We start from the raw sequence: 25,578 nt of genomic DNA on the forward strand, positions 1-25,578 counted from the left end.
ACGGCGCTGCGGCGCGGTGAGGGGAATGGGTCGGATCATACGCCGGGTTCTGTCATGATCGGCGAGCCGATCAGTGACGGTCATCTCTCTCGGAGTGCCGTTGCCGACACTCTCTAGCGGCCTACCCGAGGACTCGGCGGGGCGCGTCATCATCCTCTGTCTGGCCTTGCTCCGAACGAGGTTTACCTGGCCGCCCGTGTCACCACGAGCGCCGGTGGTCTCTTACACCACCCTTTCAGCCTTACCTGCACGGCGAGCCGTGCGGGCGGTCTACTCTCTGTTGCACTTTCTCGCGGGTTGCCCCGGGTGGGCGTTACCCACCGTTCTCCCCTGCGGAGCCCGGACGTTCCTCGGCGCTCAGAAGCCGAAGCTCCGGAACGACGCGACCGTCTCACCGGCCCATTCCCAGAGACCAGCTTAGAGCACTGCAGCCGCTACTCCTCGATGCGAACGAGAATGGCACCTGTTCCCGGGCAGAAGACGAGCTCATCGGGGGCTGCCGACCTGATTTCGCTGAGCTCGGCGGGCGCGAGCGCCATGTTGCTCGCCTCGGACACGTTGCCGCGCAGACGGGCGGCACCGATGCCGATGCGGGCCCGAAGATCTTCGTACACACCGAGCACATCGCGCTGCACCTCGGCGGCGAGGCCGTCGCGTTCCTCCTGCTGCGAGGCGATGTCGCGATCGATACGCTGCTCGGCCGAGGTGATCGCGGCCTGAATGTCAGTGCGGCGCGCGTCGACCCCATCGAGCACGGACTGCGCCTCGTCGAAGGCGATACGCGCCTGCTCTTGCACCTCCATGAGCTCGAGCTCGCGATCTTCGAGTTCCGACTGACGACGGGTCAGAGTTTCGAGTTCCGATTGCAGTGCCTGCGCCTCTTTGCTCGACGTGCTCGCGGCGAGCAGCTGCTGGTCACGGTCGCGACGCTGCTGCACCAGTGCGACGTCGGACTCGACACGTTCGAGCTCAGCGTTCTGCGCATCGAGCTCACGCTGCGCCGCCATGTATCGCGTGCGCACTTCTGATGTCTCACCGGCGAGACCGGCGAGCTGCTCGCGTTCCGGCAGCGTCTTGCGCTGACGGCGGAGTCGCGCGAGCGTCGTATCGAGATCTTGGAGATCGAGCAGGAGTCGCTGCTGTCGCGGGCTGGCCTTCATGAGGTTCAGCCTATCGCGGCGTGGCGATCCCACGGTTCACTCGGCGTGGGCCCCCACCGAGAAAGTCCACGGATCGGTGCGCAGTGAGCTCACCCGGAACTCCACTCCCGGGAGCAGTCGGCCCAGCGTCGCCGCGGCACCGTCGAGCCACAACGATTCGCTTGCCCAGTGGGCGACATCGATCAGCGCAGGGCGTCCTGCCACACCCGCAGCCTCGCTCGCCTCCTGCGCCGGGTGATGGCGGAGGTCCGAGGTCAGATAGACGTCCGCCGAACGCACGAGGGGGTGGTCGAGCAGGCTGTCCCCTGCGCCGCCCAGAAGCGCGACACGGCGAATCGTTCGCTCCGGATCGCCCGCGACCCGCACACCCGAGACGGTCGCGGGCATCACCGCGTCGACCCGCTCGGCGAAGGCGCGAAGTGTCAGCGGTTCCGCGAGATCCCCGACGCGTCCGATACCGATCGCCGCATCGCTCGCGTGCGGCACGATGGGCACCGAACCGGTGAGCTCGAGCCGTTCGGCGATGACCGCGGAGACGCCTCCGGCCGGCTGATCAGCGTTGGTGTGCGCCGCATACAGCGCGCAGCCGCCGCGGATCAGGTCTGCGAGCAGACGCCCCTTCGCCGTGTCCTCCGCCACACTGTGAATGCCGCGAAGCAGCAGCGGATGGTGGGTCAGCAGGGCGTCTGCATGCCAGTCGAGCGCTTCGCCCACGGTTTCCGCAGTCGCGTCGACCGCGAGCAGTACGCGCCGCAATGGCGCGTCGTCGGCACCCGATACGAGACCGACTCGATCCCAGCTCTCGGCGGTCTCCACCGGCCACAGTGACTCCGCCGCAGCGCGCAGGTCGGAAAGCACCGGCGCAGTCGGCTGCGCGGCGCTCATCGGCGCAACAGCTTTCGTGCGATGACGTTGCCGAGCAGTTGCACGAGCTGCACGATGGCGATGATAACGAGCACCGCCGCCCACGTGATCCACGGATTGAACTGGCGATAGCCGTACTGCAGCGCCAGGTTTCCGAGGCCGCCACCGCCGATCACGCCCGCCATCGCCGTCATGTCGACGACCGCGATGAACGCGAAGGTGTAGCCCAGAACCAACGGACCGAGTCCCTCGGGAATCAAGACGGACAGAATCGTGCGCACCGGCCCCGCACCCATGGCGCGTGCCGCTTCGATTACCCCCGGAGGCACCGTGAGCAGATTCTGTTCCACGAGTCGCGCAATGCCGAAGGTCGCGGCGAACGAGAGCACGAAGATCAGGAAGCGATCGCCGATACCGGTGCCCACAATGACGCGGCCGAGCGGCTGAATCGCCGCCAGCAGGATCACGAAGGGAATCGGTCGGAAGAAGTTGACGAGCAGATTCAGGACGAGGAACACGCCGCGGTTTTGCAGAATGCCGCCCTGTCGCGTGACGGTGAGTGCCGTTCCGATGAGGAGGCCGAGCACCCCGCCGATGAGCATCGCGAAGACGACGTACACCAGTGTCTGAAACGTCGCCTCGAGGAACTTACCGCTCTCGAGCAGTTGAATGAGGTTGTCCATTACGCGAGCACCTCCAGGGTCGTCTCCTGAGCAAGGGCGGCGATGGCGTGCTCCACCTTCAGATCTTCGCCGATCAGTTCGAGGGTGAGTTTGCCGAAGCTGCGGCCGCCGACATCGGTGATGCCGCCGTGCACGATGCTGACGCCCACGCCGCGCTCGGCCAGCGTGCGGAAGACGACGGGCTGATCCACATCGCCGTCCCTGAACGTCAGCGAGACGAGGCGCCCGCGGTGCCGCTCGCGCAGCGCTTCCAAGTGCTCGGCCTCGGGTTGCGTCGGCAGAGCGGTCGCGACGAAGCGCTGCGTCGTCTGCGATTTCGGCGCAGAGAACACTTCGAAGACATCACCCTGTTCGACCGCGCGACCGCTGTCCATGACCGTGACGCGATGCGCGATCTCGCGCACCACCTCCATCTCGTGGGTGATGAGGATGATGGTGATCCCGAACTCCGCATTGACGCGTTTGAGCAGTGCGAGCACCTCGTGCGAGGTCTGCGGGTCGAGGGCGCTCGTCGCCTCATCGGCCAGCAGCACGCCCGGGTTCGTGGCCAGTGCGCGTGCGATGCCGACGCGCTGCTTCTGCCCACCAGAGAGCTGGTCTGTGTAGGCGCTGGCCTTGTCGGCGAGACCCACGAACTGCAGCAGTTCGGCGACGCGGCGCTTGCGCTCCTCCGCCGGGACCCCAGCCACGATGAGCGGGTATTCGACGTTCTTCGCCACCTTCTTCGAGTGGAACAGGTTGAATTGCTGGAAGATCATGCCGATATTGCCTCGGGCGACGCGAAGCTTCGACTCGGGCAGGGCGGTGATGTCATCATCACCGACCAGGATCTGCCCGGCCGTCGCACGCTCCAGACCATTCACCAGGCGCAGCAGCGTGCTCTTGCCGGCGCCGGAATAACCGATGATCGCATGGATCTCGCCCGAGGCGACGTCGATGGACACGTCGTCAACGGCGACGATCGGTTCTGAGCTGGGGCCTCGGCCCGGGTAGCGCTTCGAGACGCCGATCATCTGGACGCGGGTCATCGCGTCTCCCTTCGGATAGACGGAAACGGGGCGCTCGGAAAACCGAACGCCCCGATCCTATGCGCTGCGCGCGTCAGGCTGCGACTTACTTGCTGGCCGCGATCTGCGCCTCTGCGTCGTCCTGGATTTCCTGGAGCTCGGACACCGGGGTGTCGAGGAGGATCGCGGAATCGCCCGAGTTCTCGAGCACGCCCGCCTGAACGTCTGCGTTGGTCTGGTAGATCTCGACGAGCTTCTTGTAGGTCTCGTTGTCCTTGTCTTCGGCACGGGCCGCGAAGATGTTGATGAAGTACTTCGCACCCTCATCGCTCGGGTCGTCCTGGTACAGGGCATCCGAAAACTTCAAGCCGGCATCGGTGACGAAGTCGTTGTTGACGACCGCGGCATCGACGTCAGAGAGCGAGGTCGCGGTGAACGACGCATCCATCTCGGTCACCGTGACCTTCGACTTCGCTGCATCGATGTCGTCCGGGGTCGAGAAGAGCGTGCCACCGTCGGTGAGTTCGATCAGGCCGGCCGACTGCAGCACGTTCAGCGCGCGAGCGCGGTTGCTGGGATCCGAGGGAACCGCAACGGTTCCGCCCTTCGGAACCTCGTCGAGCTTCGTGTGCTTCGTGGAGAAGATGGCGAGCGGGTAGATCGCCGTCGCCCCGACCGGCACCAGATCGTCATCGTTCGACACGTTGTAGTCGGCGAGGTACTGGATGTGCTGGAACTGGTTGAGGTCGAGCTCGCCCTCGCTCAGCGCCGGGTTGGGCTGGTTGTAGTCGGTGAAGTCAGTGAGTTCGACCGTGATGCCTTCCTCAGCGGCGGCATCAGTGAAGGTCTGCCAGTACGGGTCGCTTGCGCCGACAACACCGATCTTGACGGTCGTGTCAGAGCCGGCGTCGGAGTTCCCCGAGTCGGAGGCAGAGGTCGAGCAGCCGGCGAGGGCCGTGGCGGCCGCGATGGCTAGTGCAGCGAGCGAAGCGGCAAGAGTGCCGCGCTTCGTGAAGGTCATGAGATTCCTCAATGTCATTGGGGATGCGGGCGTTCGCCCACGGTACCGTTCCAGCATGCGACACGGGCAGGAGCGCCGTGAAATCTTGACGTCACACGGCGTCATGCGCCCCGTGGCGCGCCGATCGCCACGCGCGGGTGTCATCGTGGGATACTGGAATCGGACGTTCAACGTCTCCGGCGGGCAGGCCGAACCACTCAGGTAACCCCAGGGAAGGAACCCTCCGTTCACATGAACCAGCGTGCTGATGCTCACCTCGAAGCGTGGAAGGCGAAGCAGGAACTCGCCGAGCGGATGATCCCGCTCATCGGTCAGCTCTATCGCGATCACGATGTCGTGATGTCTATCCACGGCCGCAGCCTCGTGGGCCGCTCCCCGATCGACATCATTCGCGCGCACAGCTTCGCCCGCAAGATCGATGACGCCGAACTTCCCCTCGAAGAGACGGCGGCAATCGTTTCCGCGCTCGCCGAGATCCAGCCCGGACCCGCATCGGTCGACCTCGCGCTGCTCGCCAACGATTACCGTGCCGCAGGCGCGGGCGACCTGCACGCGTACCTCCGCGAAGCCCTCGCCCCCGCCATCGGCGCGCAGCCCGGCACCGGCACCGATGTGGTGCTCTACGGTTTCGGCCGCATCGGCCGTCTCCTCGCCCGCATCATCATCGAGCACTCCGGCAGTGGCAACGGCCTGAACCTCCGCGCGATCGTCGTGCGCCGCGGCGCAGAGAACGACCTCGAGAAGCGCGCGAACCTGCTGAAGCGCGACTCGGTGCACGGGCCGTTCAACGGCACCATCAAGGTTCTCGAAGACGAGAACGTGATCCTCGCCAACGGCGTGCGCATCCAGGTGATCTACTCGGACGACCCCGCCAGCGTCGATTACGCCCAGTACGGCATCGAGAACGCGATTCTGGTCGACAATACGGGCCGTTGGCGCGATGCCGAGGGCCTCGGCAAGCACCTCGAGAACCCCGGCATCGACCGCGTCTTGCTCACCGCGCCGGGCAAGGGCGATCTGCTCAACGTTGTCTTTGGCGTGAACCACGATGCGATCACCGATGACCAGCGCATCCTCAGCGCCGCGTCCTGCACCACCAACGCGATCACGCCGGTACTGAAGGTCCTGAACGATCGCTTCGGCGTCACCCGGGGGCACGTCGAGACGGTGCACTCGTACACGAACGATCAGAACCTCACCGACAACTTCCACAAGGGGGCCCGTCGCGGCCGCTCGGCAGCGCTCAACATGGTGCTCGCCGAGACCGGCGCGGCAAAGGCGGTCGCGAAGGCGCTGCCCGAGTTCGCCGGCAAGCTGACCGGCAACGCGATCCGCGTTCCCACCCCGGATGTGTCGATGGCCGTGCTGAATCTGCAGCTCGAGGCAGAGACGACGCGTGAAGAGATCAACGCCGCACTGCAGCAGGTTTCGCTGACGGGGGCGCTCCGCACCCAGATCGACTACGTCGAATCCGACGAAATCGTCTCGACCGACTTCGTCGGCTCCAACCGCGCGGGCATCGTCGACGGTCTCGCGACCATCGTCACCGGAGACAGTGCCGTCGTGTACGTCTGGTACGACAACGAGTACGGCTACAGCTGCCAGGTCGTGCGCATCATCGAACAGCTCGCAGGCGGGCACCCCGCTCACCTGCCGGCGCTCGAGAGCTGAGGCGTCGCGGCCCTGCTCGCCCCGAACATCGACAGAGAGAGAGAAAGGACAGATCATGTCTGAGAAGTACCTCATCGGAGTAGATGGATCCGAGCAGAGCAGGGTCGCCCTCGCCTGGGGCCTCGCCCGCGCCACCGAGCGCGGGGCCTCAGTCGAATTGATTCACGTCGCCGACGACTCATTCCTCTCGGAAAGCGTCGCGTTCCTTTCGGAGGCGCAGGCGGCCTCTGAGCAAATGCTGCAGGCCGAAACCGAGCACGCCCGCGCACTGGGCTTCGCCGGGGCGATCTCAGGCACCGCCGTCGTGGGGCACCCGATCGCCGAGGTTGAAGAGGCGTCGAAGCGCGCAGACCTCGTCATTCTCGGCGCCCACCAGGGCGGCCGTTTCTCCGGTTCGTTCTTCGGTACGCGCGCGGTCAAGGTTGCGGCCACCTCGCACTGCCCGGTTGCGGTGATTCCGAAGACCGAGCCTCGCCCGAACGCCCCTGTGGTCGTCGGAGTCGACGGATCCGATGCGTCACGCAAGGCCATCGCATTCGCGGCGGCACAGGCCTCGATTCGCGAGGTTCCGCTCGTGGCGGTGTACGCATGGATGCCACCGCTGACCCCCGGCCTCGAGTACCTCTGGAGCGAAGAGCTCGTGGAGTCTCAGCGCAGCGTCGCCGAAGAGGCGATCGCGATCGGCATCGCGGGTCTCGCCGAGCGGTACCCGGATCTCGACGTGCGTCGAGAAATCGTGCAGTCGGCTCCGGTCGCCGCACTCGTGCAGGCGGCTGAGGAGGCCGAGATGCTCGTGGTGGGCAGCCGCGGTCGTGGCGGCATCTCCCGACTGCTCCTGGGGTCGGTCAGTCACGGGGTGCTGCAGGCGCTGCCGTGCCCCACCGTCGTCACTCGCGCGTGAACCCACGACGCTCCGTCACCCAGGCCCGCCCGCGGCGCGCCCAAACGGCTTTCATCAGCGTCGCCTGGGTGGCGTTCGCTGCGCTTGCCCTGACGGGGTGTGCTCCAGAACCCGCGAGCGATCCGGCTCCGACTTCGTCGCCGGCATCCACGACTTCGGCACCCGCACCGACGACCCCGGCTCCCCCGAGCCCCGAGGAGCTCCGACTCGCGCGTGCCACAGAGATCGTCGACGCAGAGAACACGGCGCAGCGCGCGGCAAGCATCATGATGGCGTCTACGCCCAGCGCTGACCCCGCAACGGTGGGGTCATTTGCCGAGGTGCACGGACTCGGCGGCTTCCTGCTGATGGGTGCCAATGTGCCTGCCGACGCCGCTGCGCTGAGCACCGTGACGGCCGCACTTTCCCCCGACCCAGGGCTGCCTCGACTGATCGGCATCGATGAAGAGGGCGGCGAAGTCACGCGCCTGCCCTGGGACACCCTTCCCGGCGCTGACACCCTCAAGTTCGCTGCACCCGACGACGTGCGCGCCGCCGCTTCCGGGCGTGCGGCGCTCCTTGCCGAGTCGGGGGTCACGGTCAATTTCGGCATCGTCGCCGACGTCACCGGTGAACCGAACTCATTCATCTTCTCGCGCACGCTCGGCGCCACCGGCGACGATGCGGCTCCTCGCGTCGCAGCCGCCGTCAGTGGCGAGCACGGCACGGTACTCTCCACGCTCAAACACTTTCCCGGGCACGGCGCGGCACCCGGCGATTCGCACAGTTCCATCCCGACGACAGACCTGACCCGTGCCGATTGGATGGCGAACGAGTCGGTGCCATTCGCTGCCGGCATCGACGCCGGCGCCGAGTTGCTGATGTTCGGGCACCTCTCCTACACGGCTATCGATGCCGCGCCGGCGTCGCTCTCGACGGAATGGCATCGCATCGCACGCGAAGAACTGGGGTTCACCGGCGTGGCCGTCACCGATGACCTCGGCATGCTTCTGAACTCGGGAGATCCGGCGTATGCGGATCCGGCGACGAATGCCGTGCAATCCGTGCTCGCCGGCAACGATCTACTGGTACTGGTGGCCGGTGCCGACGAATCCACGGTCGCCGCATCGATCGACGGGATCACCGCGGCGGTCGATGCCGGCACCCTGCCGCCGGAGCGCCTGCGAGACGCCGCAATCCGGGTGACCGACCTGCGTCTCGCGCTGGCCGAATAACGTGTACCGTTTCCGTCGTTTCGTACCTCCAGAAAGGACCCCACCTGTGAGCACCGTCCGTATCGAGCGCGTCATCACCCACGGCAGCATCATGGTCGACCGGGGCGGCCCCGAGCCTGAAGCGGTTCCCATCGACAACAACGTTTGGCTCGTCGGCGACGACGAACAGGTCGTCGTCATCGATGCCAGTCACGACGCCGCCCAGATCGCGGACGCAGTCGGCGATCGGGACACGCTCGGAATTCTGCTCACGCACGGCCACAACGACCACGTGAATGCCGCGGTCGAACTCGCGCAGCGACTCGACACCCTCCTGCATCTGCATCCCGACGATCTCTTCATCTGGGCCGATACCTACGGCGATACGCTTCCCGATATCGAACTCGCCCACGGCGCCGAGTTTGCGGTCGCCGGCGTCGACCTTCTGACGCTGCATACTCCTGGCCACACCCCGGGCTCAGTGTGCTTCGCTGCACCTGCACTCGGCACTGTGTTTTCGGGTGACACCCTCTTCCAGGGCGGCCCCGGCGCCACTCGCTGGAGCTATTCCAGCTTCCCGCAGATCCTCGACTCCATTCAGGAGCGCCTGTTCACGCTTCCCGAAGCCACGGTCGCGCGCCCGGGTCACGGCGACAGCACGACGATTGCGGCCGAAGCGTCCGCCCTGCCCGAGTGGATCGCGCGCGGCTGGTGAACCTTGTCGGTGCGGGTCCCGTCGCGCGCACCGACTAAGCTTGCGTGGTTGCCGTGCCGCGGCAACGCAGCCGAGCACCCCTTTCGAAAGGCCCGCATTCGATGACGCAACTCACCCCAGCCCGGCGCGCGTTCGCCCTGTTCGCGCTTGCGCTCGGCGGCTTCGGCATCGGGGTTACCGAGTTCGCAACCATGGGCTTCCTCCCCGAGATCGCGCGCGACCTGCTCCCCGGTTTCGCTGATTCCCCAACCACCGTCATTGCGCAGGCGGGGTGGCTGATCACGGCGTATGCACTCGGTGTGGTCGTCGGCGCTCCGACGTTTGCGGTGCTCGCAGCGCGCATGTCCCAGACGAAACTGGCGTTTCTGCTGCTCGCGCTCTTCATCGTCGGCACGCTCGCGTCGGTATTTATGCCCACATTCGGCACCCTGGCGCTCACCCGATTCATCGCTGCACTTCCGCATGGCGCCTACTTCGGGGTCGCCTCGCTGCTCGCTGCTCGCATCATGGGGCCTGGCATGCAGGGTCGCGGCATCGCGTTGGCGCTCTCAGGGCTCACGGTTGCGAACGTCATCGGTGTGCCGCTGGCAACCTGGATCGGTCAGATCGCCGGGTGGCGCTGGGCGTACGTGCTCGTCGCGGTGATCTTCACGGCGACACTGTTGCTCTGCGTCGCGTTCCTCCCCCGCTTCCCCGGCAACCCCGAGCGCAGCCCGCTCAAGGAGCTGTCGGCGCTCAAGAATTTTCGCCTGTGGATTATGATCGGCGTCGGCGCGATCGGCTTCGGCGGCTTCTTCGCGGTCTACTCGTACATTGCGGAGGTGACCACTCGCGTTGCCGGGCTCTCTGCCGGCGCAGTCCCGTGGGTGCTCGCCGGGCTCGGAATCGGCATGACCATCGGCAACCTTGCCGGCGGCTGGGCGAGCGACAAAGACTTGACCCGCACGATTCTCTTCGGGTTCTCCGCGTTTATCGCCGTGCTCGTCGCCTACGCGCTGTTTGCGACCACGCCGCTGGGCCTGATCACCTGCACCTTCTTGCTCGGCGTCACCTCATCGATCCTGATGCCCTCGATCCAGTCACGTCTCATTCGGGTGAGCGATGAAGCCGCCCTCTTCGGCGCCGCCGTCAACCACTCCGCGTTCAACATCGGCAACAGCCTGGGTGCCTGGCTGGGCGGTGTCGTGATCGCCGGCGGCCTCGGCTATCTCGCCCCCGGATGGGTGGGAGTCGCACTCGGCGCCATCGGCATGACGCTCGCCCTCATCGGCGTCGCGGTCGAGCGGCGCGACAAGGCGCGCAATCTCAATACCGTCGGGATCCCGGTCCCCCGCTAGCGAATCGGGTCGGGCGGCGTGCCCTTTCCGAAGGGCGCACCGCCCAGCCGCTCCCGACCATGGGGCTGCTGCCAGTTCGCGAGGTTGGGACCAGCAGGCACGATGGCTGTCGGATTGATGTCCGTGTGTGTCGCGTAATAGTGCTGCTTGATCTGCGCAAAGTCGATCGTGTCGCCGAACCCCGGCGTCTGAAACAGATCACGCGCATACCCCCACAGGTGCTCCATCTCGCTGAGCTTGTTGCGGTTCGCCTTGAAGTGCCCGTGATACACGGGATCGAATCGGGCGAGCGTGGCGAACAGACGCACGTCGGCCTCCGTGATCGTCTCCCCCATCAGGTACCGACGAGTCGAGAGACGTTCTTCAAGCCAATCCATCGCGTCCCAGAGTCGCGTATACGCTGCGTCGTAGGCCGCCTGACTCCCGGCGAAACCGCATCGGTAGACGCCGTTATTCACTTCGGTGAATACCCGCTCCATGACCGGCCACATGTCTTCAACCAGGTCGGCCGGCAACAGGTCGGGGGCGCCGGCTCGATGGAACTCGCGCCACTGTGTCGAGAAGTCGAGCGTGATCTGTGGGTAGTCGTTCGTGACGACTCCACCCGTCGGGATATCCACGATCGCCGGCACGGTGATCCCGCGCGGGTACCCGGGGAATCTGCGGAAGTAGTGCTCCTGGAGTCGCTCGCTCCCCAAAATCGGGTCGACGCCACCGGGGTCGAGATCGAAGGTCCAGGATCTCGCGTCGTGCACGGGGCCGGGCTGACCGAGCGAAATGACGGATTCCAAGCCCAGAAGGCGCCGAACGATGAGGGTGCGATTCGCCCACGGGCACGCCGCGGCGGCGATCAGTCGGTAGCGCCCCGGCTCAACCGGCCAGGCCTCGGCGCCCGTCGTGAGCCCCGCATGCAGGGACCCGATCTTCGAAGCCGGTGGCGATGGCAGCGCACGCACCGCATCCGGGTCAGCGACGATGCGATCTTCGATGTACTGAGTATCTCGTTCGAAGGCCTCGCCTCCGGTGACATAGCTGCCCATCGTGGTGGCATCGCGCTCTGGCATCTTGGCCCCTCCCGGTCGTCTCTTCAGGCTACGCGTGTTCGACTGGGGGCAGCGTGTGGAAGCGGCGATCGTGGTAGACCATCGGATCTGCTGCGTCGCCGAAGACCGCGCCCAGCACTTCTGACACGACGACGACGGAGGAGCCGACGCCGAGCGTGTGCAGCGGTCGGCAGCGGAGCGCGACTCGAGACGCCGGAAGATACGGTTCTCCCGTGGTCAGCCGGTCCCACCCCTGTTCCGCAGTGAAGCGCTCAGCGCCCGACACCGCGAACGACTGGGCGACATCGACATGGCGTGAATCGAGCAGGTGCACGAGGTGCGTCTCGGCCCCGAGAATGCCCCCGGCACTTCCGGTCGCACGGGTCACCGAAAATGCGATCGCGGGCGGATCGATGCCCACCGAGGCGACACTCGACGCCGTGAGGCCGACCGGGCCGTCTTCGGTCATCGCGGTGATCAGCGAGACGCCGGCCGGGTGCTCACGAAAGGCTTGCTTGAGTGCGTCGGCACCGCTCACCCCGCTCGCATCGAATTGAACCGGAATGCCGTGCGCAGCCGAGGTCATACGTACCCGTGCCTTTCAATCGTCGAAGTCGCGCAGTCGCGACCCACACGATCTTCAACGGTACCGCGATGCAGCGCATTCCGAAGAGTTCAGGCGTAGGCTGAGCCACATGGAGCTGCGCGATATTCCCTTCACCACCATCGATGGCGACCCGGCTTCGCTCGCCGACTATGCCGACCGTGCCGTGCTGGTGGTGAACGTCGCGTCGAAGTGCGGGCTCACGCCGCAGTACGAGAAGCTCGAAGAGCTGCAGCGCACCTATGGGGATCGCGGTTTCACGGTGCTCGGATTTCCCTGCAACCAGTTCATGGGGCAGGAGCCGGGTGATGGCGGAGAGATCAAAACCTTCTGCTCGATGAACTACGGGGTGACCTTCCCGCTCATGGAGAAGGTGAAGGTGAATGGACGCCGCAAGCACCCGCTCTATGCAGAACTGCGTGAAACGACCGATGCTGACGGCAAAGCCGGGCGCGTGAAGTGGAACTTCAAGAAGTTCCTCATCGCGCCCGACGGCACCGTGTCGCGGTTTCGACCCACGACCGAGCCTGACGCTCCAGCGATCGTCGCCGCGATCGAGGCGGCGCTCCCCCGCTAAGACTAACGCCCCCGCGCCGCCCATGAGCCGCGCTCCCATCCCCCACGCGGGTGGCGATGATGCGGATGCGGGTGCGGTCGACCCGAGTGCATATCGTGCTCGAAGTCATGGTCGTGGGCTCCTTCCTGGCGCGAATCGTGGCGGTCGTCCCGCTCGTCGCATGTCTGGCCTGACCGGGCAAACCGGCGGTGGCGACGCATGCCGTGCGGCATCCGCAGGCTCCGCGGCGGTCGCGTGCCCGGTTCCCACCCGAGTTGCTGCGCGACGGCGTCGAGCGTGCGTACCGCAGTCGATACACCCGCATCACCGATGGCTTCGGAAAGGCGAGCGTCAGCGCGCTGCAGCGCCGCACGCGTGCGTTCCACACCGGCACGACCGGCTTCCGTCAGCGTGAGGCCAGACTCGGATCGGGTAACCCAGCCGATCTCGACGAGACGGCGAACAGCGAAGTGGCGACGGGGTCCGTGGCCACGCCGCCCCATGCCGCGAGGGTGTGCCGGGCGACGGTCTTCGGTGCCTGGTACGGCATCGCGCTGATCGGCGTCGTTCTGAACTGACTCGTTCTGCGGAGCCTGCTCCGAGCCGTTCGCGTTCTTGCGATCGAGGCGGCGGAGGAATCGCCACTCATCGAGCGTCAGCCCGGCTTCGCCGAGCGTCAGTCGCCGGGACTCGCGCATGACGTGGCTGGCTGTCTTGAGCGAGCGTCGCAGGGCGCGGAGGTCGGCGTGGTCAGGTGCAGTGGCGCCGGCGCTGTGGCCGACATTTTCGTCTACAAATGCGCTGTGCATCGTGTTCCTTACTTGTCATGTTGCATGTATATGTAGTGTGACATTCACTTCAGTACATGTCAAGGTACATGTAAGATGTTCGCTGTGAGCAGATCCGACGACATCGACGACATCGCGCACGCCCTCGCACGCGTACGGGGCCGAGGCAGGGGTCCGCGAAGCCCCTGGGGCCCCGGCGGCCACGACGGCTCCTTTGGCCGCGGGGGCCCTTTTGGCACTCCAGATCACGACGCCCCCGGGACCCCCCAACCACACCACCATGGGCACGGGCCGCACGATGGGAGACGCTTCGGCGGCCCCGCACTCATGCGACTCGTCGAGACCCTTGCCGCAGCGGAGACCCCACTGGGTGTCGGCGCGATCGGTGAGGCGATCGGCGTTGACCAGCCCCGCGCTTCACGGCTCGTGCAACAGGCGGCCGAGCGCGGGCTCGTCGAGCGCAAGGCAGATCCGCATGACGCACGTCGCACCCGCATTGCCCTCACGGACCGCGGTCGCGGGTTTGCGCGCGGTGTGCGCGGCGAACGACGCGAAGCCCTCGGCACCGCGCTTCAGCAGTTCACTGATGCGGAGCGGGCTGAGCTTGCGCGACTGCTCGACAAGCTGGCGACCCACTGGCCGGAGTAGTACCGCATGCGCCACGGGCAGAGAGAAAGAAAGTATGGGTGGGCCCGGAGGGACTCGAACCCCCGACCCTCTCGGTGTAAACGAGATGCTCTAACCAACTGAGCTACAGGCCCCAATCGCCGCGACTCGCCTCAGCAGCGCAGCCGTATCAGCATACGCGAGGCGAGGCGCGACTCAAAAATCGCTCGACTCAGGCGAGTGTCGCGAGTGCGTCCCGGTAGGCCCCGAAGTCGCGAGCTTCGCCCGGAGCAGTCTCGAAGGAGGCAAGCACGCGGCGATCCTCACCGATCACCAAGGTGGCGCGCGTCGCAATGCCGGCTTCCTCAACGAAGACACCGTATTTGCGCGCCACGGCGCCGTGCGGCCAGAAGTCGGAAAGAATCGAGAACTCGTACCCCTCGTGCTCGGCCCAGGCCTTGAGCGCGTACTCCGAATCAACCGAAACGCCGAGCAGGCGCACGTTCTGGTCGGCGAAGATCGCGAGGTTGTCGCGCAGCTCGCAGAGTTCGCCGGTGCAGATTCCCGAGAAGGCCAGCGGGAAGAAGACGAGCGCGACCGGGCCTTCGGCGACGAGTTCTGAGAGCACGAGCTCTTCACCATGCTGATCGGAAAGCGTGAAATCGGGTGCCTGCGCACCAACTGCGAGAACCATCGAGACTCCTGTTCCGGGCGACGCCGCCCCTCAATATGCGATTGCGATACACACTGTAGCGCTCCCGATCAGCCTCGATATTTACCCGTCAGTTTGTGCGGAAAAGACACCCGGGCGGCTCCGATTGCCTGATTGGTCGTGCAACTTCGATAGTCTGGTGCGACACCCGCGAATCCAGCGGGCGCCTTTCGTGCTGCGCGCCGACGCATCAACCAGCGTCTCAGGCTCGCGCACGCCTCATGGTGAATGGAGCACAAATCTTGGCTGTGAACACGCAGGATCCGTACGCACCCGACAACAATGATCAGGACCCGCAGGAGACCGCCGAGTGGCGAGAGTCTCTTGATGCGGTTGTTGATGAGCGGGGAGCCGGCCGTGGCCGGGAGATCATGACGAGCCTGCTCGACCGCTCGCGCCAGCTGCATCTCAATGTGCCGCAGGTGCCGACGACCGACTACGTCAACACGATCGCGTCGGATGATGAGCCTGAGTTCCCCGGCAACGAGGAGCTCGAGCGCAAGTACCGCTCCTGGCTGCGCTGGAATGCCGCGATGACGGTGCACCGTGCGCAGGCCCCCGGCATCGGCGTCGGCGGCCACATCTCTACGTATGCGTCGGCAGCATCGCTGTACGAGGTCGGCTTCAACCACTTCTTCCGCGGGCAAGATCACCCCGGCGGCGGAGACCAGATCTTCGCGCAGGGCCACGCCTCCCCCGGCATGTACGCTCGCGCGTTCCTTGAAGGCCGCCTCTCCGCAGATCAGCTCGACGGGTTCCGCCAGGAGAAGTCGCACCTCGGCGGCGGTCTCCCGAGCTACCCGCACCCCCGTCTCGCCCCCGATTTCTGGCAGTTCCCGACGGTCTCGATGGGCCTCGGCCCCATCAACGCGATCTACCAGGCGCAGCTCAACAAGTACCTCACCAACCGCGGCATCAAAGATGCGTCGGATCAGCACGTGTGGGCGTTCCTGGGCGACGGCGAAATGGACGAGGTCGAGAGCCGCGGCCAGCTCCAGGTGGCCGCAAATGAGGGCCTCGACAACCTGACCTTCGTGATCAACTGCAACCTGCAGCGTCTCGACGGGCCGGTGCGCGGCAACGGCAAGATCATTCAGGAGCTCGAGAGCTACTTCCGGGGCGCGGGCTGGAACGTCATCAAGGTCATCTGGGGTCGCGAATGGGACGACCTGCTGAACCGCGACGTCGACGGCGCGCTCTTGAACGTCATGAACACCACCCCTGACGGTGACTACCAGACGTACAAGGCCGAGAACGGCGCGTACATCCGCAATCACTTCTTCGGCAAGGACGAGCGGGCGCAGCACCTGGTCGACGACTACACCGATGATCAGATCTGGCAGCTGCGTCGTGGTGGCCACGATTACCGCAAGGTGTACGCGGCCTATGCCGCCGCTCTGGCACACAAGGGCCGTCCCACGGTCATCCTGGCGAAGACCGTGAAGGGCTACGGGCTCGGTCCGCACTTCGAGGGCCGCAACGCGACCCACCAGATGAAGAAGATGACGCTGGACGATCTGAAGACGTTCCGCGACACCATGCGCATTCCGATCTCGGACGCGCAGCTCGAAGCCGACCCGTACCGCCCGCCGTACTACTTCCCGGGCGAGAACGACGAGGCGATCCAGTACATCCACGAGCGCCGTCGCGCGCTCGGCGGCTACTTGCCCGAGCGTCGCACGAAGCACACGGAGCTCACGCTTCCGGAGCCGAAGACGTACGCGATCGCTGCGAAGGGTTCGGGTACGCAGGAGGCCGCCACCACCATGGTGTTCGTGCGTCTGCTCAAGGATCTGATGCGCGACAAGTCGTTCGGCCCGCGCATCGTGCCGATCATCCCCGATGAGGCGCGCACCTTCGGTATGGACTCGTACTTCCCGACGTCCAAGATCTACAACCCGAACGGGCAGAACTACGTCTCCGTCGACCGCGAACTGCTGCTCGCCTACAAGGAGAGCCCGCAGGGCGTGCTGTTGCACGTCGGCATCAACGAGGCCGGCGCAGCCGCCGCGTTCACCGCCGTGGGTACCTCGTACTCCACGCAGGGCGAACCGCTGATTCCGATCTACATCTTCTACTCGATGTTCGGGTTCCAGCGCACCGGCGACGCGTTCTGGGCTGCCGGCGACCAGATGGCACGAGGCTTCATCGTTGGCGCCACCGCGGGGCGCACCACGCTGACTGGTGAGGGCCTGCAGCACGCCGACGGCCACTCGATCGCCCTCGCGGCGACGAACCCGGCGGTCATCTCGTACGACGCCGCGTACGGCTACGAGATCGGCCACATCATGCGTTCGGGCATCGAGCGCATGTACGGCGGAACGCACCCGGATCCCAACGTGATGTACTACCTCACGGTGTACAACGAGCCGCTCGTGCACCCGGCTGAGCCCGAGAACGTTGATGTCGATGGCATCGTTCGCGGCATCCACAAGGTCGGAGCGGCGACCGGGGGAACGCACCACGCGCAGATCCTCGCTTCAGGCGTCGCAGTGCCGTGGGCACTCGAGGCGCAGCAGATTCTCGCGCGCGATTGGGATGTCGCAGCCGACGTGTGGAGCGTAACGAGCTGGACCGAACTGGGACGCGATGGCGTCGCAGCTGAAGATCACAACTTCCGCAACTTCGGCGACGCACCGCGGGTTCCCTACCTCACCGAGAAGCTCCAGGGCGCCGAAGGCCCCGTGGTCGCCGTCAGCGACTGGGCCACCCAGGTTCCTGAGCAGATCCGCGCGTTCGTGCCCGGTGACTACTCGGTGCTCGGTGCCGACGGCTTTGGCTTCTCGGACACCCGCGCCGCAGCCCGTCGCTTCTTCGGCATCGACCGCGAGTCGGTCGTCGTGAAGGTGCTCCAGCGCCTCGCACTGCAGGGCAAGATCGATGCCGACGTACCGCGCCGCGCCGCCGAGCAGTACCGGCTGAACGACGTGAACGCCGGAACCACCGGCGGCGCCGGCGGGGAGTCCTAAGCGCGCCCCGCGGCGAGCGACTCGAATCCCATGGACCGAACCAAGTCCCAGGAACTCGCCTGGCTCCGCACCATTACGGGGGAGCTCTCGACACGAACCATTACCCGGCTCGACGAGACGCTCCCCTGGTACGGAAACATGCCGCCGAGCCGACGCTCCGCCGTCGGACTCGTCGCACAGACCGGGATCAGTTCGTTCATTCAGTGGTACGAGGACCCGACCTCAACACCGTGGATCGCGTCCGACGTCTTCAGCGCAGCTCCCCGTGAGCTGCTGCGCTCGATCAGCCTGCAGGAGACGCTGCAGCTGATTCGCGTCGTCGTGTCGGTGGTTGAGGATCGCGTCGCCCCGCGCAGCGAACCGTTGCGCGAGGCGGTGCTCCACTATTCACGCGACGTCGCATTCGCCGCCGCCGATGTCTACGCACGAGCGGCTGAAGCACGAGGGCTGTGGGACGCGCGCCTGGAGGCACTCGTCGTCGATTCGATCCTGACCGGTGAGAGCGACGACGAGCTTCCCAGCCGCATCGCCGCACTCGGCTGGCACGGAGACGGCGAGGCTGCGGTGCTGGTCGGCACCGCGGAACGGTTTGTCGATGTCGATCAGCTCCGCCGATCGGCACGACATGCCGGGGCGGATGTGCTCATCGGCCTGCAGGGAACGCGCCTCGTGTTGGTGCTCGGCCGGCTCGAACCGCCGGCGAAGGATCAGGTGAATGGCGGTGAACCGCTGTCGTTCATCGATATCGCTCATCGTCTTGCCGACGGCTTCTCTGAGGGGCCGCTCGTACTCGGGCCCGCAGTCGCGAACCTGGTGGATGCCTCCCGGAGTGCACGAGCGGCACTCGCCGGAGTTGCAGTCGCACGTTCGTGGCGACACGCCCCCCGCCCCGTGGCCGCCGATGATTTGCTCCCCGAGCGTGCACTCGCCGGCGACGGCCTGGCGCGCCGCACGCTGATCGAACAGATCTATGAGCCGCTCGCCGCGCACTCGGGCGAGCTTTTGGAAACGCTCTGGTGCTACCTCGACAACGGCCGTTCGCTCGAGGCAACTGCGCGCGAGCTCTTCGTGCATCCCAACACCGTGCGCTATCGCCTCAAGAAGGTCTCCGATGTCATCGGGTGGAACGCGACCGGTGCACGCGAGGCGCTGATCTTGCAGTCGGCACTGATCGCCGGATCCATCGCTCAGAACGGCCGCCGATCGCCCGCCCCAAAGCGCGAGTCGAATCGCGGCTGAGCGCGCGGGAACACCTCGAAACGGCGCCTTTCTGACGCACTCCCACAAAGAATTCCGCGAAGTGTGGTCGAGAATATGCAGGCCAACCGACCCCGATCTGAGAAACTGGAACACGTGATCGTCATCGCAAGCCCCGGACAGGGCTCACAAACCCCCGGATTCCTCGCCCCCTGGCTCGAGCTCCCCGGAGCTCGAGAGTTTCTTGGCAAGGCGTCCGAGCACGTCGGTATCGACCTCATCGCCCACGGCACGACGAGTGACGCAGACACGATTCGCGACACCGCGATCGCCCAGCCGCTCATCGTTGCGGCGAGCCTGCTCGCCTGGCGCGAACTGTCGGCGCGCGTCTCCGTCGCCAATGCCGGCATCGCCGGGCACTCGGTCGGCGAGTTCGCGGCGGCCGTCGCTGCAGGTGTGCTTTCCGACGCCGACGCGCTGCGCCTCGTCGCGGTGCGCGGTCGCGCAATGGCCGATGCCGCGTCGCGCGCAGAGACCGGCATGGCCGCGGTCGTCGGCGGAGTCGAGAGCGATGTGCTTGAGAAGATCGCCGAGCACGGTGCGACGGCTGCGAACCGCAATGGCGGTGGCCAGATCGTCGCAGCCGGCTCGCGAGCGGCGCTTGACGCGCTTGCCGCAGATGCCCCGCGGGGCGCACGCGTGATCGCGTTGCAGGTCGCCGGCGCGTTCCACACCGAGGCTATGGCGTCGGCGATCCCCGTGCTCCGTGAAGCCGCGGTCGGCATGTCCGCGGAACAGCCGAAGCACCCGCTCTGGTCGAACGCCGATGGCGCCCTCGTGACCGATGGTTCCGCGTTCGTTGACTCACTCGTGTCGCAGATCGCGCAGCCGGTGCGTTGGGATGCCTGCATGGCGAGCTTCCAGAGCGCGGGAATCACCGGACTCATCGAGCTTCTCCCAGCCGGCGCACTCACCGGCATCGCGAAACGCGCGCTCAAGGGCGTTCCCGCAGTCGCCATCAAGTCCCCTGAAGATCTCGACGCGGCCGTGGCTCTGATCACCGGCCCCGCAGCCTGACCGAAACGGAATCGCATATGACTGCTCTCGTGCAGCCCTCGGGCCCCGCGCACACGCGCATTCTGTCGATCGGTGCCGCCCGCGGCGACCTCGACGTGCCGAACGACGATCTCGTCGGCCCCATCGACTCTTCGGATGAGTGGATTCGCCAGCGCACCGGCATCATCCAGCGCCGACGCGCGAGTCGCTCGGTCGAAGCCGTCGACCTCGCCGTCGAAGCCGGCGAAGAGGCAATCGCGGCTTCCGGCCTGGATCGTTCCGAGATCGATGGGGTCATCATCTCCACCATCTCCAACGTCGCGGTCACCCCGTCGATGGCTGCCCTTGCAGCGCACCGACTCGGCTTGACCCCCGCCGCAGCCTTCGACATCTCCGCCGCGTGCGCGGGGTACGTTTACGGCGTCGCCCAGGCCGACGCGCTCGTGCGCGCCGGCATCTGCCGCAACGTGCTCGTGATCGGCGCGGAGAAGCTCTCCGATATCGTCGATCCGACCGATCGCAGCATCTCGTTCCTGCTCGCTGACGGCGCCGGGGCCGTCGTGATCGGGCCGAGCGATCACGCAGGCATCGGCCCCACGGTGTGGGGCTCCGACGGCGAGAAGTGGGACACGATTCGGGTCACCTCGACCTTCGAGGAGTACCGAAACAATCCGGGTGTCGTCGCCTGGCCGACGCTGCGCCAAGACGGCCAGACGGTGTTCCGCTGGGCCGTGTGGGAGATGGCGAAGGTTGCACGGCAGACGCTCGAGGCGTCAGGCATTGAGCCGGGAGATCTCGCCGCGTTCATTCCGCACCAGGCCAACATGCGCATCGTCGACGAGTTCGCGAAACAGCTGAAACTGCCGGAGACCGTGGCGATCGCACGCGATATCGAGATGCAGGGCAACACCTCCGCAGCATCGATCCCCCTCGCGATGCACGCGCTGCTGCAGCAGCAGCCCGAGCTCTCGGGTGGCCTGGCACTCACCATCGGCTTCGGGGCCGGGCTCGTCTACGGCGCCCAGGTCGTCGAGATTCCCTGACCTCTCGCGCCACACCCGGGAGTGTTCCCCCGGTACGAGGCCGACCGACATACACTTTTCACCGACCGAAACCCATATCAAGGAGAAACACACATGGCATTCAGCAATGAAGAGGTCCTCGCAGGTCTGGCTGAGCTCGTCAACGACGAGACCGGCATCGCAGCGGACGTTGTCGCACTCGACAAGTCGTTCACCGATGACCTCGACATCGACTCGATCTCGATGATGACCATCGTCGTCAACGCCGAAGAGAAGTTCGACGTCAAGATCCCCGACGAGGAAGTCAAGAACCTGAAGACCGTCGGCGACGCCGTCGACTTCATCGTCAAGGCTCAGGCCTAAGCACGCGGTTTCGAGCGCAACGCGGCGGTCGCAGCATTCCCGCTCATTCGCGGGACACTCCCGCCGCGTTCGCTCGCTCCTCCCCCACTACTTTCCGGTCCACCCCACATCTCGGAGTACCCACACATGACGAAGAAGATTGTCGTTACCGGCATCGGAGCCTCCTCGCCGATCGGCGGAACGGCTCCTGAGAGCTGGCAGGCACTGCTCGCTGGCGAGTCCGGCGTGCGCACCTTCGAGAACGACTGGGCCGAGACCTACGGACTCGCCGTCAACTTTGCGGGCACGGCCAAGGTCGACCCCGCAGAGGTGCTCGATCGACCGGTCGCGAAACGACTTGACCCGTCGAGCCGATTCGCGCTCGTCGCGGCACTCGAGGCCTGGGCCGACGCGGGCACCCCCGAGGTGCCGTCGGAGCGACTCGGTGTCGACTGGGCCACCGGTATCGGCGGTCTCTGGACGCTGCTCGATGCCTGGGACACCCTGCGCGAGAAGGGCCCCCGTCGAGTCATGCCGCTCACGGTGCCCATGCTCATGCCGAATGCCCCCGCGGCCGCGGTCTCGATGCATCTCGAAGCGCGTGCGTTCGCACGCACGGTCGCTTCCGCCTGCGCGTCGAGCACGGAATCCATCGCGAATGCCTACGAACATCTGCAGGCGGGTCTCGCCGACGTCGTCATCGCGGGCGGCGCGGAAGCCGCGATCCACCCCATTACACTTGCGTCGTTCAACTCGGCACAGGCACTCTCGAAGCGCGTCGATTCGCCGGCGACCGCGTCACGCCCCTACAACATCGACCGTGACGGATTCGTCATGGGCGAAGGCGCTGCCGCGCTCGTGCTCGAAACCGAAGAGCACGCGCTCGCTCGCGGCGCCAAGATCTACGCTGAGATTGCGGGCGGCGGCGTGACCGCTGACTCCTACCACATCACCGCGAACGATCCCGAGGGCAAGGGCGCGATTCGCGCCGTGCACCTCGCGCTCGAGCAGGCGGGCGCCACGCCCGATGACGTAACGCACATCAACGCGCACGCCACCTCGACGCCGGTGGGCGATATCGCGGAATACGTGGCGCTCCGCAGCGTATTCGGTGAGCGCGTCACTGAGATTCCGGTATCGGCCACCAAAGCCGCGACGGGTCACCTCCTCGGCGGCACCGGCGCGCTCGAAGCGATGTTCTCCGTGCTCGCCGTGCAGCACCGCATCGCTCCCCCGACGATCAACCTCGTCGATCAAGACCCCGAGATTCCGCTCTCCGTCTCCGGCGACGCGCAGCCCTTGGGTGATGGCCCGCAGCTGGCGATCTCGAACTCCTTCGGCTTCGGCGGCCACAACGCCGTGTTGGCGATTCGCTCGTACGAGTAATCGCTCCGACACCGCACACACCCCCGAACCTCTGCGAGAGGGTCGGGGGTGTGTGCGTATCGCCTGGTTGCCCGGGCGTCTGAGTCGAACCTATCCGGCGGCGCAGAACTCGTTGCCCTCAGGGTCTACGAGCACCCACCAGTGACCCGCTGCTCCTTGATCGACCTCGGTGACGCGTGTCGCCCCGAGCGCCTCGAGTCGAGCGACGTGCGCGTCCAACGACATATCCCCCGCGTGTACGTCGAGGTGCAGACGGTTCTTACCCTGCTTCGATTCGGGCACCTCTTGGAAGAGAATGCGACGGCCGGCACCGACGCCGCTGTGCGCGTCGAACGGATCCTCAGGATGCCGCACGGCGGCGAGCCCCCGGAACGTGCGCGCGCCGGGAGACCCACTGACCGCGGCCTCCGGCACGTGCCCCGCCGCAAGCAGTTCTGCAATGAGCGGCTCCGGGCTCTCCACAACATAGTCGAGGGCTGCAGCCCAGAACGCCGCCTGACGGTCGGCGTTCGCTGCATCGATGACGAGTTTCCAGTGCAGTGCCATGCGGGTATTCTCACTCGTGCCGAACCGCCGCGCAAGCAGACCGATGACGTCGCGTGACGCCGACGGCACGCTCCACCTCATCCACGCGGTACGGTAGACGGATGACGCCGTTCTTGCTCATCACGACACGCGGCGAAGATGACGTCGCTGCGGATGAGCACGCAGCGTACTGCCGGTTGACGGGGCTCCTTCCCGACGAGCTCGCATGGATTCGCGCGGATCGGGCACCGCTCGGCGAGATCGACTTCAGCGCGTACTCCGGCATCATCCTCGCGGGGAGCCCCTTCACCGTCAGCGAACCCGATGAACGCAAGTCTCCGACTGAGCGCCGCGTCGAACGCGAGCTCGCAACGCTGCTCGATGACGTCGTGCGTCGCGACTTTCCGTTTCTGGGCGTCTGCTACGGCGTCGGCACGATCGGGTCGCACCAGGGCGCCCGTGTCGACCGAACGTACGGCGAGCCCTCTCAAGCGGTGCGCATCAGTCTGACAGACGAAGGCCGCGCGGACCCGTTGCTCCACGAGCTCCCGACGTCATTCGATGCGTTCGTCGGGCACAAGGAAGCCATCAGCGAGGTGCCGCCGAGCATCACGGTATTGGCCAGTTCGCCCACCTGCCCCGTGCAAGCGTTTCGCGTGGGCAAGAACGTCTATGCGACGCAGTTTCACCCCGAGCTCGACACGGCGGCATTCACGTCTCGGGTGCGCTCGTATGCCGGTCACGGGTACTTCGAGCCGGCACAGGCCGACACGATCATTGCGACCGCGGAGGCGGCCGACGTGCGCGCCTCGCACATGGTGCTTGGGCGATTCGTCGAGGAGTATCTTGACGCCGGCCGCGGCGACCGCGCCCCGGCGCCTTCGAGCGACTACTCGAAGAGCGCCTGAGCGAGGTAGTCGCCGCGCTGCACGCCGCCGGGTACGGCCCACAGACCCGAACCGATGTGCCGGATGTACTCGTTCAGCAAATCGGTCTTGAGCGAGCGCTGCACCTGTACGAACGCGGCAGGGTCGCGTTGGAACGAGATGAAGAACAGTCCAGCGCCGAGCTGCCCGAGGCCGTTCGAGCCGTCGACGTAGTTGTAGCCGCGGCGCAGCAGGCGCACGCCAGCATTCTGTTCAGGGTGCGCGAGCCGTAGATGTGCAGCCATGTCGATTGCCGGTGCCGATGTGTCGACGGCGTCGGGGGCGGTGAAATCAGCGGCGGTGAACTCTGTGCCGCCCGACAGCGGACCGCCCTCTTGCTTCGTGCGCCCGATGATGCGTTCCTGCTCGCCGAGCGAAGCTCGGTCCCAGGTTTCGATCGTCATCTGGATCTTGCGAGCGACGAGGTAGCTTCCGCCCTGCAGCCACGCGGGTGCTTCCGATCCGACCCACACGTGTTCGTCGAGCGCCTGGGTTTCCTCGGCCATCACGTTCGCCGTGCCGTCTTTGAATCCGAAGAGGTTGCGCGGCGTTGCCTGTACGCGCGAGGTGGACGACGTGCGCCCGAACCCCAACTGGCTCCAGACGAGATGCGCGCGACCCGCGGCGATCCGCGACAGATTGCGGATGGCGTGGACGGCGACCTGCGGGTCGTCGGCGCACGCCTGAATGCAGAGATCGCCGTCGCTCTGGTCGGCGTCGAGCAGGTCGAAAGCGAACGAGGGCAGCGGTGCGAACGCCTTCGGCAGGCGGTCGCGAATGCCGAACGGATCCTCCACATCATCGCGTCGATCGAACAGCGCGCGCCCCAGCCCGAAGGTGAGGGTGAGATGCGCGGCTGCGAGCCCCTCGGCCTCCCCCGTGTCGTCCGGGGGCAGCAATGCGTTCTCGGGCTCGACTCCGGTTCCGAGCGCACGGCCACGGGTGAGCATCGCGGCGGCTTCCGTCCAGTCTTGCAGCAGCGAGATGAGGTCGTCTCGGTTCGTGCCCGAGAGCATGCGGAACGACGCGAAGTGCAGGCGATCCTGCGCGGCCGTTGCGATGCCCGCTTGGTGCGCGCCGAAGAACGGTACGGTGCCGGATCCGCCTGAGCCACCGCCGGCATACGCCACCGAGGCGGCGACACCGCCGGCGGCCGCACCGGCCGCGAGGCCCGCGACACCCGCGCCGACGAGGCCGAGGAGCCCGCGACGAGACGGGCGGAGGGGCCCCGCGGCCGAAGCCTCGGAGCCCCTCGCGTCATCCGGCGCGCCGGATGCAGAGTGGTCAGTCATGC

25 protein-coding genes, 1 tRNA gene and 1 other RNA gene are annotated in these 25,578 nt (G+C 66.3%); 14 read left to right on the top strand and 13 right to left on the bottom strand.

Translation table 11 applies throughout. From position 1 onward, the window contains the following. Positions 1–22: 22 nt before the first annotated feature. The 6 genes from rnpB to CH42_RS10440 all read right to left on the bottom strand — a co-directional run bounded on the left by rnpB (position 23) and on the right by CH42_RS10440 (position 4,735). Positions 23–402: RNase P RNA component class A (gene rnpB / locus CH42_RS12995), an RNA gene on the bottom strand. A 32-nt stretch (positions 403–434) separates the two neighbouring features. Then, positions 435–1,160 (bottom strand): zinc ribbon domain-containing protein, encoded by a 726-nt coding sequence (locus CH42_RS10420; protein ID WP_053353108.1) that lies wholly within the window; start codon positions 1,158–1,160, stop codon positions 435–437. A gap of 36 nt (positions 1,161–1,196) precedes the next feature. Continuing rightward, positions 1,197–2,045, bottom strand: a complete 849-nt coding sequence (locus tag CH42_RS10425; protein WP_053353109.1) for a Nif3-like dinuclear metal center hexameric protein — start codon at positions 2,043–2,045, stop codon at positions 1,197–1,199. Then, positions 2,042–2,707, bottom strand: a complete 666-nt coding sequence (locus tag CH42_RS10430; protein WP_053353110.1) for a methionine ABC transporter permease — start codon at positions 2,705–2,707, stop codon at positions 2,042–2,044. Before CH42_RS10430 ends, CH42_RS10425 begins: the two co-directional genes overlap by 4 nt. Continuing rightward, complete coding sequence (locus CH42_RS10435) at positions 2,707–3,735, bottom strand: methionine ABC transporter ATP-binding protein (RefSeq protein WP_053353111.1); 1,029 nt, start codon at positions 3,733–3,735, stop codon at positions 2,707–2,709. The genes CH42_RS10430 and CH42_RS10435 overlap by 1 nt, the downstream gene beginning before the upstream one ends. An 85-nt stretch (positions 3,736–3,820) precedes the next feature. Next, on the bottom strand, positions 3,821–4,735 hold the full coding sequence (locus tag CH42_RS10440; RefSeq protein WP_053353112.1) for a MetQ/NlpA family ABC transporter substrate-binding protein: 915 nt from the start codon (positions 4,733–4,735) through the stop codon (positions 3,821–3,823). Between the two features lie 231 nt (positions 4,736–4,966). Between CH42_RS10440 and CH42_RS10445 the strand changes: the two genes are divergently transcribed. The 5 genes from CH42_RS10445 to CH42_RS10465 all read left to right on the top strand — a co-directional run bounded on the left by CH42_RS10445 (position 4,967) and on the right by CH42_RS10465 (position 10,552). Further along, positions 4,967–6,406: a glyceraldehyde-3-phosphate dehydrogenase gene (locus tag CH42_RS10445; protein ID WP_053353113.1), complete on the top strand. Its 1,440-nt coding sequence runs from the start codon at positions 4,967–4,969 to the stop codon at positions 6,404–6,406. 55 nt (positions 6,407–6,461) lie between these two features. Further along, positions 6,462–7,307 carry a universal stress protein gene (locus CH42_RS10450; RefSeq protein ID WP_053353114.1) on the top strand — a complete coding sequence of 282 codons (846 nt, stop codon included), beginning with the start codon at positions 6,462–6,464 and terminating at the stop codon, positions 7,305–7,307. Beyond that, on the top strand, positions 7,304–8,521 hold the full coding sequence (locus CH42_RS10455; RefSeq protein ID WP_075205370.1) for a glycoside hydrolase family 3 N-terminal domain-containing protein: 1,218 nt from the start codon (positions 7,304–7,306) through the stop codon (positions 8,519–8,521). Before CH42_RS10450 ends, CH42_RS10455 begins: the two co-directional genes overlap by 4 nt. Before the next feature lie 46 nt (positions 8,522–8,567). Beyond that, on the top strand, positions 8,568–9,215 hold the full coding sequence (locus tag CH42_RS10460) for an MBL fold metallo-hydrolase (RefSeq protein WP_239684014.1): 648 nt from the start codon (positions 8,568–8,570) through the stop codon (positions 9,213–9,215). A gap of 101 nt (positions 9,216–9,316) precedes the next feature. Continuing rightward, positions 9,317–10,552 (top strand): MFS transporter, encoded by a 1,236-nt coding sequence (locus CH42_RS10465; protein ID WP_053353115.1) that lies wholly within the window; start codon positions 9,317–9,319, stop codon positions 10,550–10,552. On the opposite strand, the gene CH42_RS10470 is transcribed toward CH42_RS10465, so the two are convergent. Next, positions 10,549–11,616, bottom strand: coding sequence for a glutathione S-transferase family protein (locus tag CH42_RS10470; protein ID WP_053353116.1), 1,068 nt, complete (start codon positions 11,614–11,616; stop codon positions 10,549–10,551). The genes CH42_RS10465 and CH42_RS10470 overlap by 4 nt on opposite strands. Positions 11,617–11,644: 28 nt before the next feature. Beyond that, positions 11,645–12,181 (bottom strand): flavin reductase family protein, encoded by a 537-nt coding sequence (locus CH42_RS10475; RefSeq protein WP_082309397.1) that lies wholly within the window; start codon positions 12,179–12,181, stop codon positions 11,645–11,647. A 109-nt stretch (positions 12,182–12,290) separates the two neighbouring features. Here CH42_RS10475 and CH42_RS10480 point away from each other — a divergent pair, with 109 nt between their 5' ends. Continuing rightward, positions 12,291–12,776: a glutathione peroxidase gene (locus CH42_RS10480; RefSeq protein WP_053353117.1), complete on the top strand. Its 486-nt coding sequence runs from the start codon at positions 12,291–12,293 to the stop codon at positions 12,774–12,776. 2 nt (positions 12,777–12,778) lie between these two features. Here CH42_RS10480 and CH42_RS10485 read toward each other — a convergent pair whose 3' ends face one another. Beyond that, positions 12,779–13,564: a hypothetical protein gene (locus CH42_RS10485; protein ID WP_053353118.1), complete on the bottom strand. Its 786-nt coding sequence runs from the start codon at positions 13,562–13,564 to the stop codon at positions 12,779–12,781. A gap of 306 nt (positions 13,565–13,870) precedes the next feature. On the opposite strand from CH42_RS10485, the gene CH42_RS10490 reads away from it, so the two are divergent. Continuing rightward, on the top strand, positions 13,871–14,191 hold the full coding sequence (locus CH42_RS10490) for a MarR family winged helix-turn-helix transcriptional regulator (protein ID WP_053353119.1): 321 nt from the start codon (positions 13,871–13,873) through the stop codon (positions 14,189–14,191). 39 nt (positions 14,192–14,230) lie between these two features. Here CH42_RS10490 and CH42_RS10495 read toward each other — a convergent pair. Continuing rightward, positions 14,231–14,304 (bottom strand) — tRNA-Val (locus CH42_RS10495). 77 nt (positions 14,305–14,381) lie between these two features. Further along, a complete protein-coding gene (locus CH42_RS10500) occupies positions 14,382–14,843 on the bottom strand; it encodes a peroxiredoxin (protein WP_053353120.1) in 462 nt (153 codons plus the stop codon). 260 nt (positions 14,844–15,103) lie between these two features. Here CH42_RS10500 and aceE point away from each other — a divergent pair, with 260 nt between their 5' ends. From aceE to CH42_RS10530, 6 genes are all read left to right on the top strand, one after another. Further along, complete coding sequence (aceE, locus tag CH42_RS10505; RefSeq protein WP_053353121.1) at positions 15,104–17,830, top strand: pyruvate dehydrogenase (acetyl-transferring), homodimeric type; 2,727 nt, start codon at positions 15,104–15,106, stop codon at positions 17,828–17,830. Positions 17,831–17,860: 30 nt separating this feature from the next. Beyond that, on the top strand, positions 17,861–19,069 hold the full coding sequence (locus CH42_RS10510) for a PucR family transcriptional regulator (protein ID WP_053353122.1): 1,209 nt from the start codon (positions 17,861–17,863) through the stop codon (positions 19,067–19,069). A gap of 114 nt (positions 19,070–19,183) precedes the next feature. Beyond that, positions 19,184–20,104 carry an ACP S-malonyltransferase gene (locus CH42_RS10515; protein ID WP_053353574.1) on the top strand — a complete coding sequence of 307 codons (921 nt, stop codon included), beginning with the start codon at positions 19,184–19,186 and terminating at the stop codon, positions 20,102–20,104. A 17-nt stretch (positions 20,105–20,121) separates the two neighbouring features. Next, positions 20,122–21,126: a beta-ketoacyl-ACP synthase III gene (locus CH42_RS10520; RefSeq protein WP_053353123.1), complete on the top strand. Its 1,005-nt coding sequence runs from the start codon at positions 20,122–20,124 to the stop codon at positions 21,124–21,126. 93 nt (positions 21,127–21,219) lie between these two features. Further along, on the top strand, positions 21,220–21,468 hold the full coding sequence (locus CH42_RS10525; RefSeq protein WP_010157098.1) for an acyl carrier protein: 249 nt from the start codon (positions 21,220–21,222) through the stop codon (positions 21,466–21,468). A 126-nt stretch (positions 21,469–21,594) separates the two neighbouring features. After that, entirely contained in the window at positions 21,595–22,833 is a 1,239-nt protein-coding gene (locus CH42_RS10530; protein ID WP_053353124.1) for a beta-ketoacyl-[acyl-carrier-protein] synthase family protein, read from the top strand. A 90-nt stretch (positions 22,834–22,923) separates the two neighbouring features. Here CH42_RS10530 and CH42_RS10535 read toward each other — a convergent pair whose 3' ends face one another. After that, positions 22,924–23,379 (bottom strand): VOC family protein, encoded by a 456-nt coding sequence (locus CH42_RS10535; RefSeq protein ID WP_053353575.1) that lies wholly within the window; start codon positions 23,377–23,379, stop codon positions 22,924–22,926. Between the two features lie 101 nt (positions 23,380–23,480). On the opposite strand from CH42_RS10535, the gene CH42_RS10540 reads away from it, so the two are divergent. Beyond that, entirely contained in the window at positions 23,481–24,266 is a 786-nt protein-coding gene (locus CH42_RS10540; RefSeq protein WP_053353125.1) for a glutamine amidotransferase, read from the top strand. Here the strand turns inward: CH42_RS10540 and efeB are convergent. Continuing rightward, entirely contained in the window at positions 24,248–25,576 is a 1,329-nt protein-coding gene (efeB, locus tag CH42_RS10545) for an iron uptake transporter deferrochelatase/peroxidase subunit (RefSeq protein WP_053353126.1), read from the bottom strand. The genes CH42_RS10540 and efeB overlap by 19 nt on opposite strands. Between the last annotated feature and the right edge of the window lie 2 nt (positions 25,577–25,578).

It is taken from the genome of Leucobacter musarum subsp. musarum (assembly GCF_001273845.1).
Taxonomy (GTDB): domain Bacteria; phylum Actinomycetota; class Actinomycetes; order Actinomycetales; family Microbacteriaceae; genus Leucobacter; species Leucobacter musarum.

Coding starts and splice junctions, on each gene's coding strand:
- CH42_RS10420 (WP_053353108.1), bottom strand. CDS start 1,160: ATGAAGGCCAGCCCGCGACAGCAGCGACTCCTGCTCGATCTCCAAGAT.
- CH42_RS10425 (WP_053353109.1), bottom strand. CDS start 2,045: ATGAGCGCCGCGCAGCCGACTGCGCCGGTGCTTTCCGACCTGCGCGCT.
- CH42_RS10430 (WP_053353110.1), bottom strand. CDS start 2,707: ATGGACAACCTCATTCAACTGCTCGAGAGCGGTAAGTTCCTCGAGGCG.
- CH42_RS10435 (WP_053353111.1), bottom strand. CDS start 3,735: ATGACCCGCGTCCAGATGATCGGCGTCTCGAAGCGCTACCCGGGCCGA.
- CH42_RS10440 (WP_053353112.1), bottom strand. CDS start 4,735: ATGACCTTCACGAAGCGCGGCACTCTTGCCGCTTCGCTCGCTGCACTA.
- CH42_RS10445 (WP_053353113.1), top strand. CDS start 4,967: ATGAACCAGCGTGCTGATGCTCACCTCGAAGCGTGGAAGGCGAAGCAG.
- CH42_RS10450 (WP_053353114.1), top strand. CDS start 6,462: ATGTCTGAGAAGTACCTCATCGGAGTAGATGGATCCGAGCAGAGCAGG.
- CH42_RS10465 (WP_053353115.1), top strand. CDS start 9,317: ATGACGCAACTCACCCCAGCCCGGCGCGCGTTCGCCCTGTTCGCGCTT.
- CH42_RS10470 (WP_053353116.1), bottom strand. CDS start 11,616: ATGCCAGAGCGCGATGCCACCACGATGGGCAGCTATGTCACCGGAGGC.
- CH42_RS10475 (WP_082309397.1), bottom strand. CDS start 12,181: ATGACCTCGGCTGCGCACGGCATTCCGGTTCAATTCGATGCGAGCGGG.
- CH42_RS10480 (WP_053353117.1), top strand. CDS start 12,291: ATGGAGCTGCGCGATATTCCCTTCACCACCATCGATGGCGACCCGGCT.
- CH42_RS10485 (WP_053353118.1), bottom strand. CDS start 13,564: ATGCACAGCGCATTTGTAGACGAAAATGTCGGCCACAGCGCCGGCGCC.
- CH42_RS10490 (WP_053353119.1), top strand. CDS start 13,871: ATGCGACTCGTCGAGACCCTTGCCGCAGCGGAGACCCCACTGGGTGTC.
- CH42_RS10500 (WP_053353120.1), bottom strand. CDS start 14,843: ATGGTTCTCGCAGTTGGTGCGCAGGCACCCGATTTCACGCTTTCCGAT.
- CH42_RS10510 (WP_053353122.1), top strand. CDS start 17,861: ATGGACCGAACCAAGTCCCAGGAACTCGCCTGGCTCCGCACCATTACG.
- CH42_RS10520 (WP_053353123.1), top strand. CDS start 20,122: ATGACTGCTCTCGTGCAGCCCTCGGGCCCCGCGCACACGCGCATTCTG.
- CH42_RS10525 (WP_010157098.1), top strand. CDS start 21,220: ATGGCATTCAGCAATGAAGAGGTCCTCGCAGGTCTGGCTGAGCTCGTC.
- CH42_RS10530 (WP_053353124.1), top strand. CDS start 21,595: ATGACGAAGAAGATTGTCGTTACCGGCATCGGAGCCTCCTCGCCGATC.
- CH42_RS10535 (WP_053353575.1), bottom strand. CDS start 23,379: ATGGCACTGCACTGGAAACTCGTCATCGATGCAGCGAACGCCGACCGT.
- CH42_RS10540 (WP_053353125.1), top strand. CDS start 23,481: ATGACGCCGTTCTTGCTCATCACGACACGCGGCGAAGATGACGTCGCT.
- efeB (WP_053353126.1), bottom strand. CDS start 25,576: ATGACTGACCACTCTGCATCCGGCGCGCCGGATGACGCGAGGGGCTCC.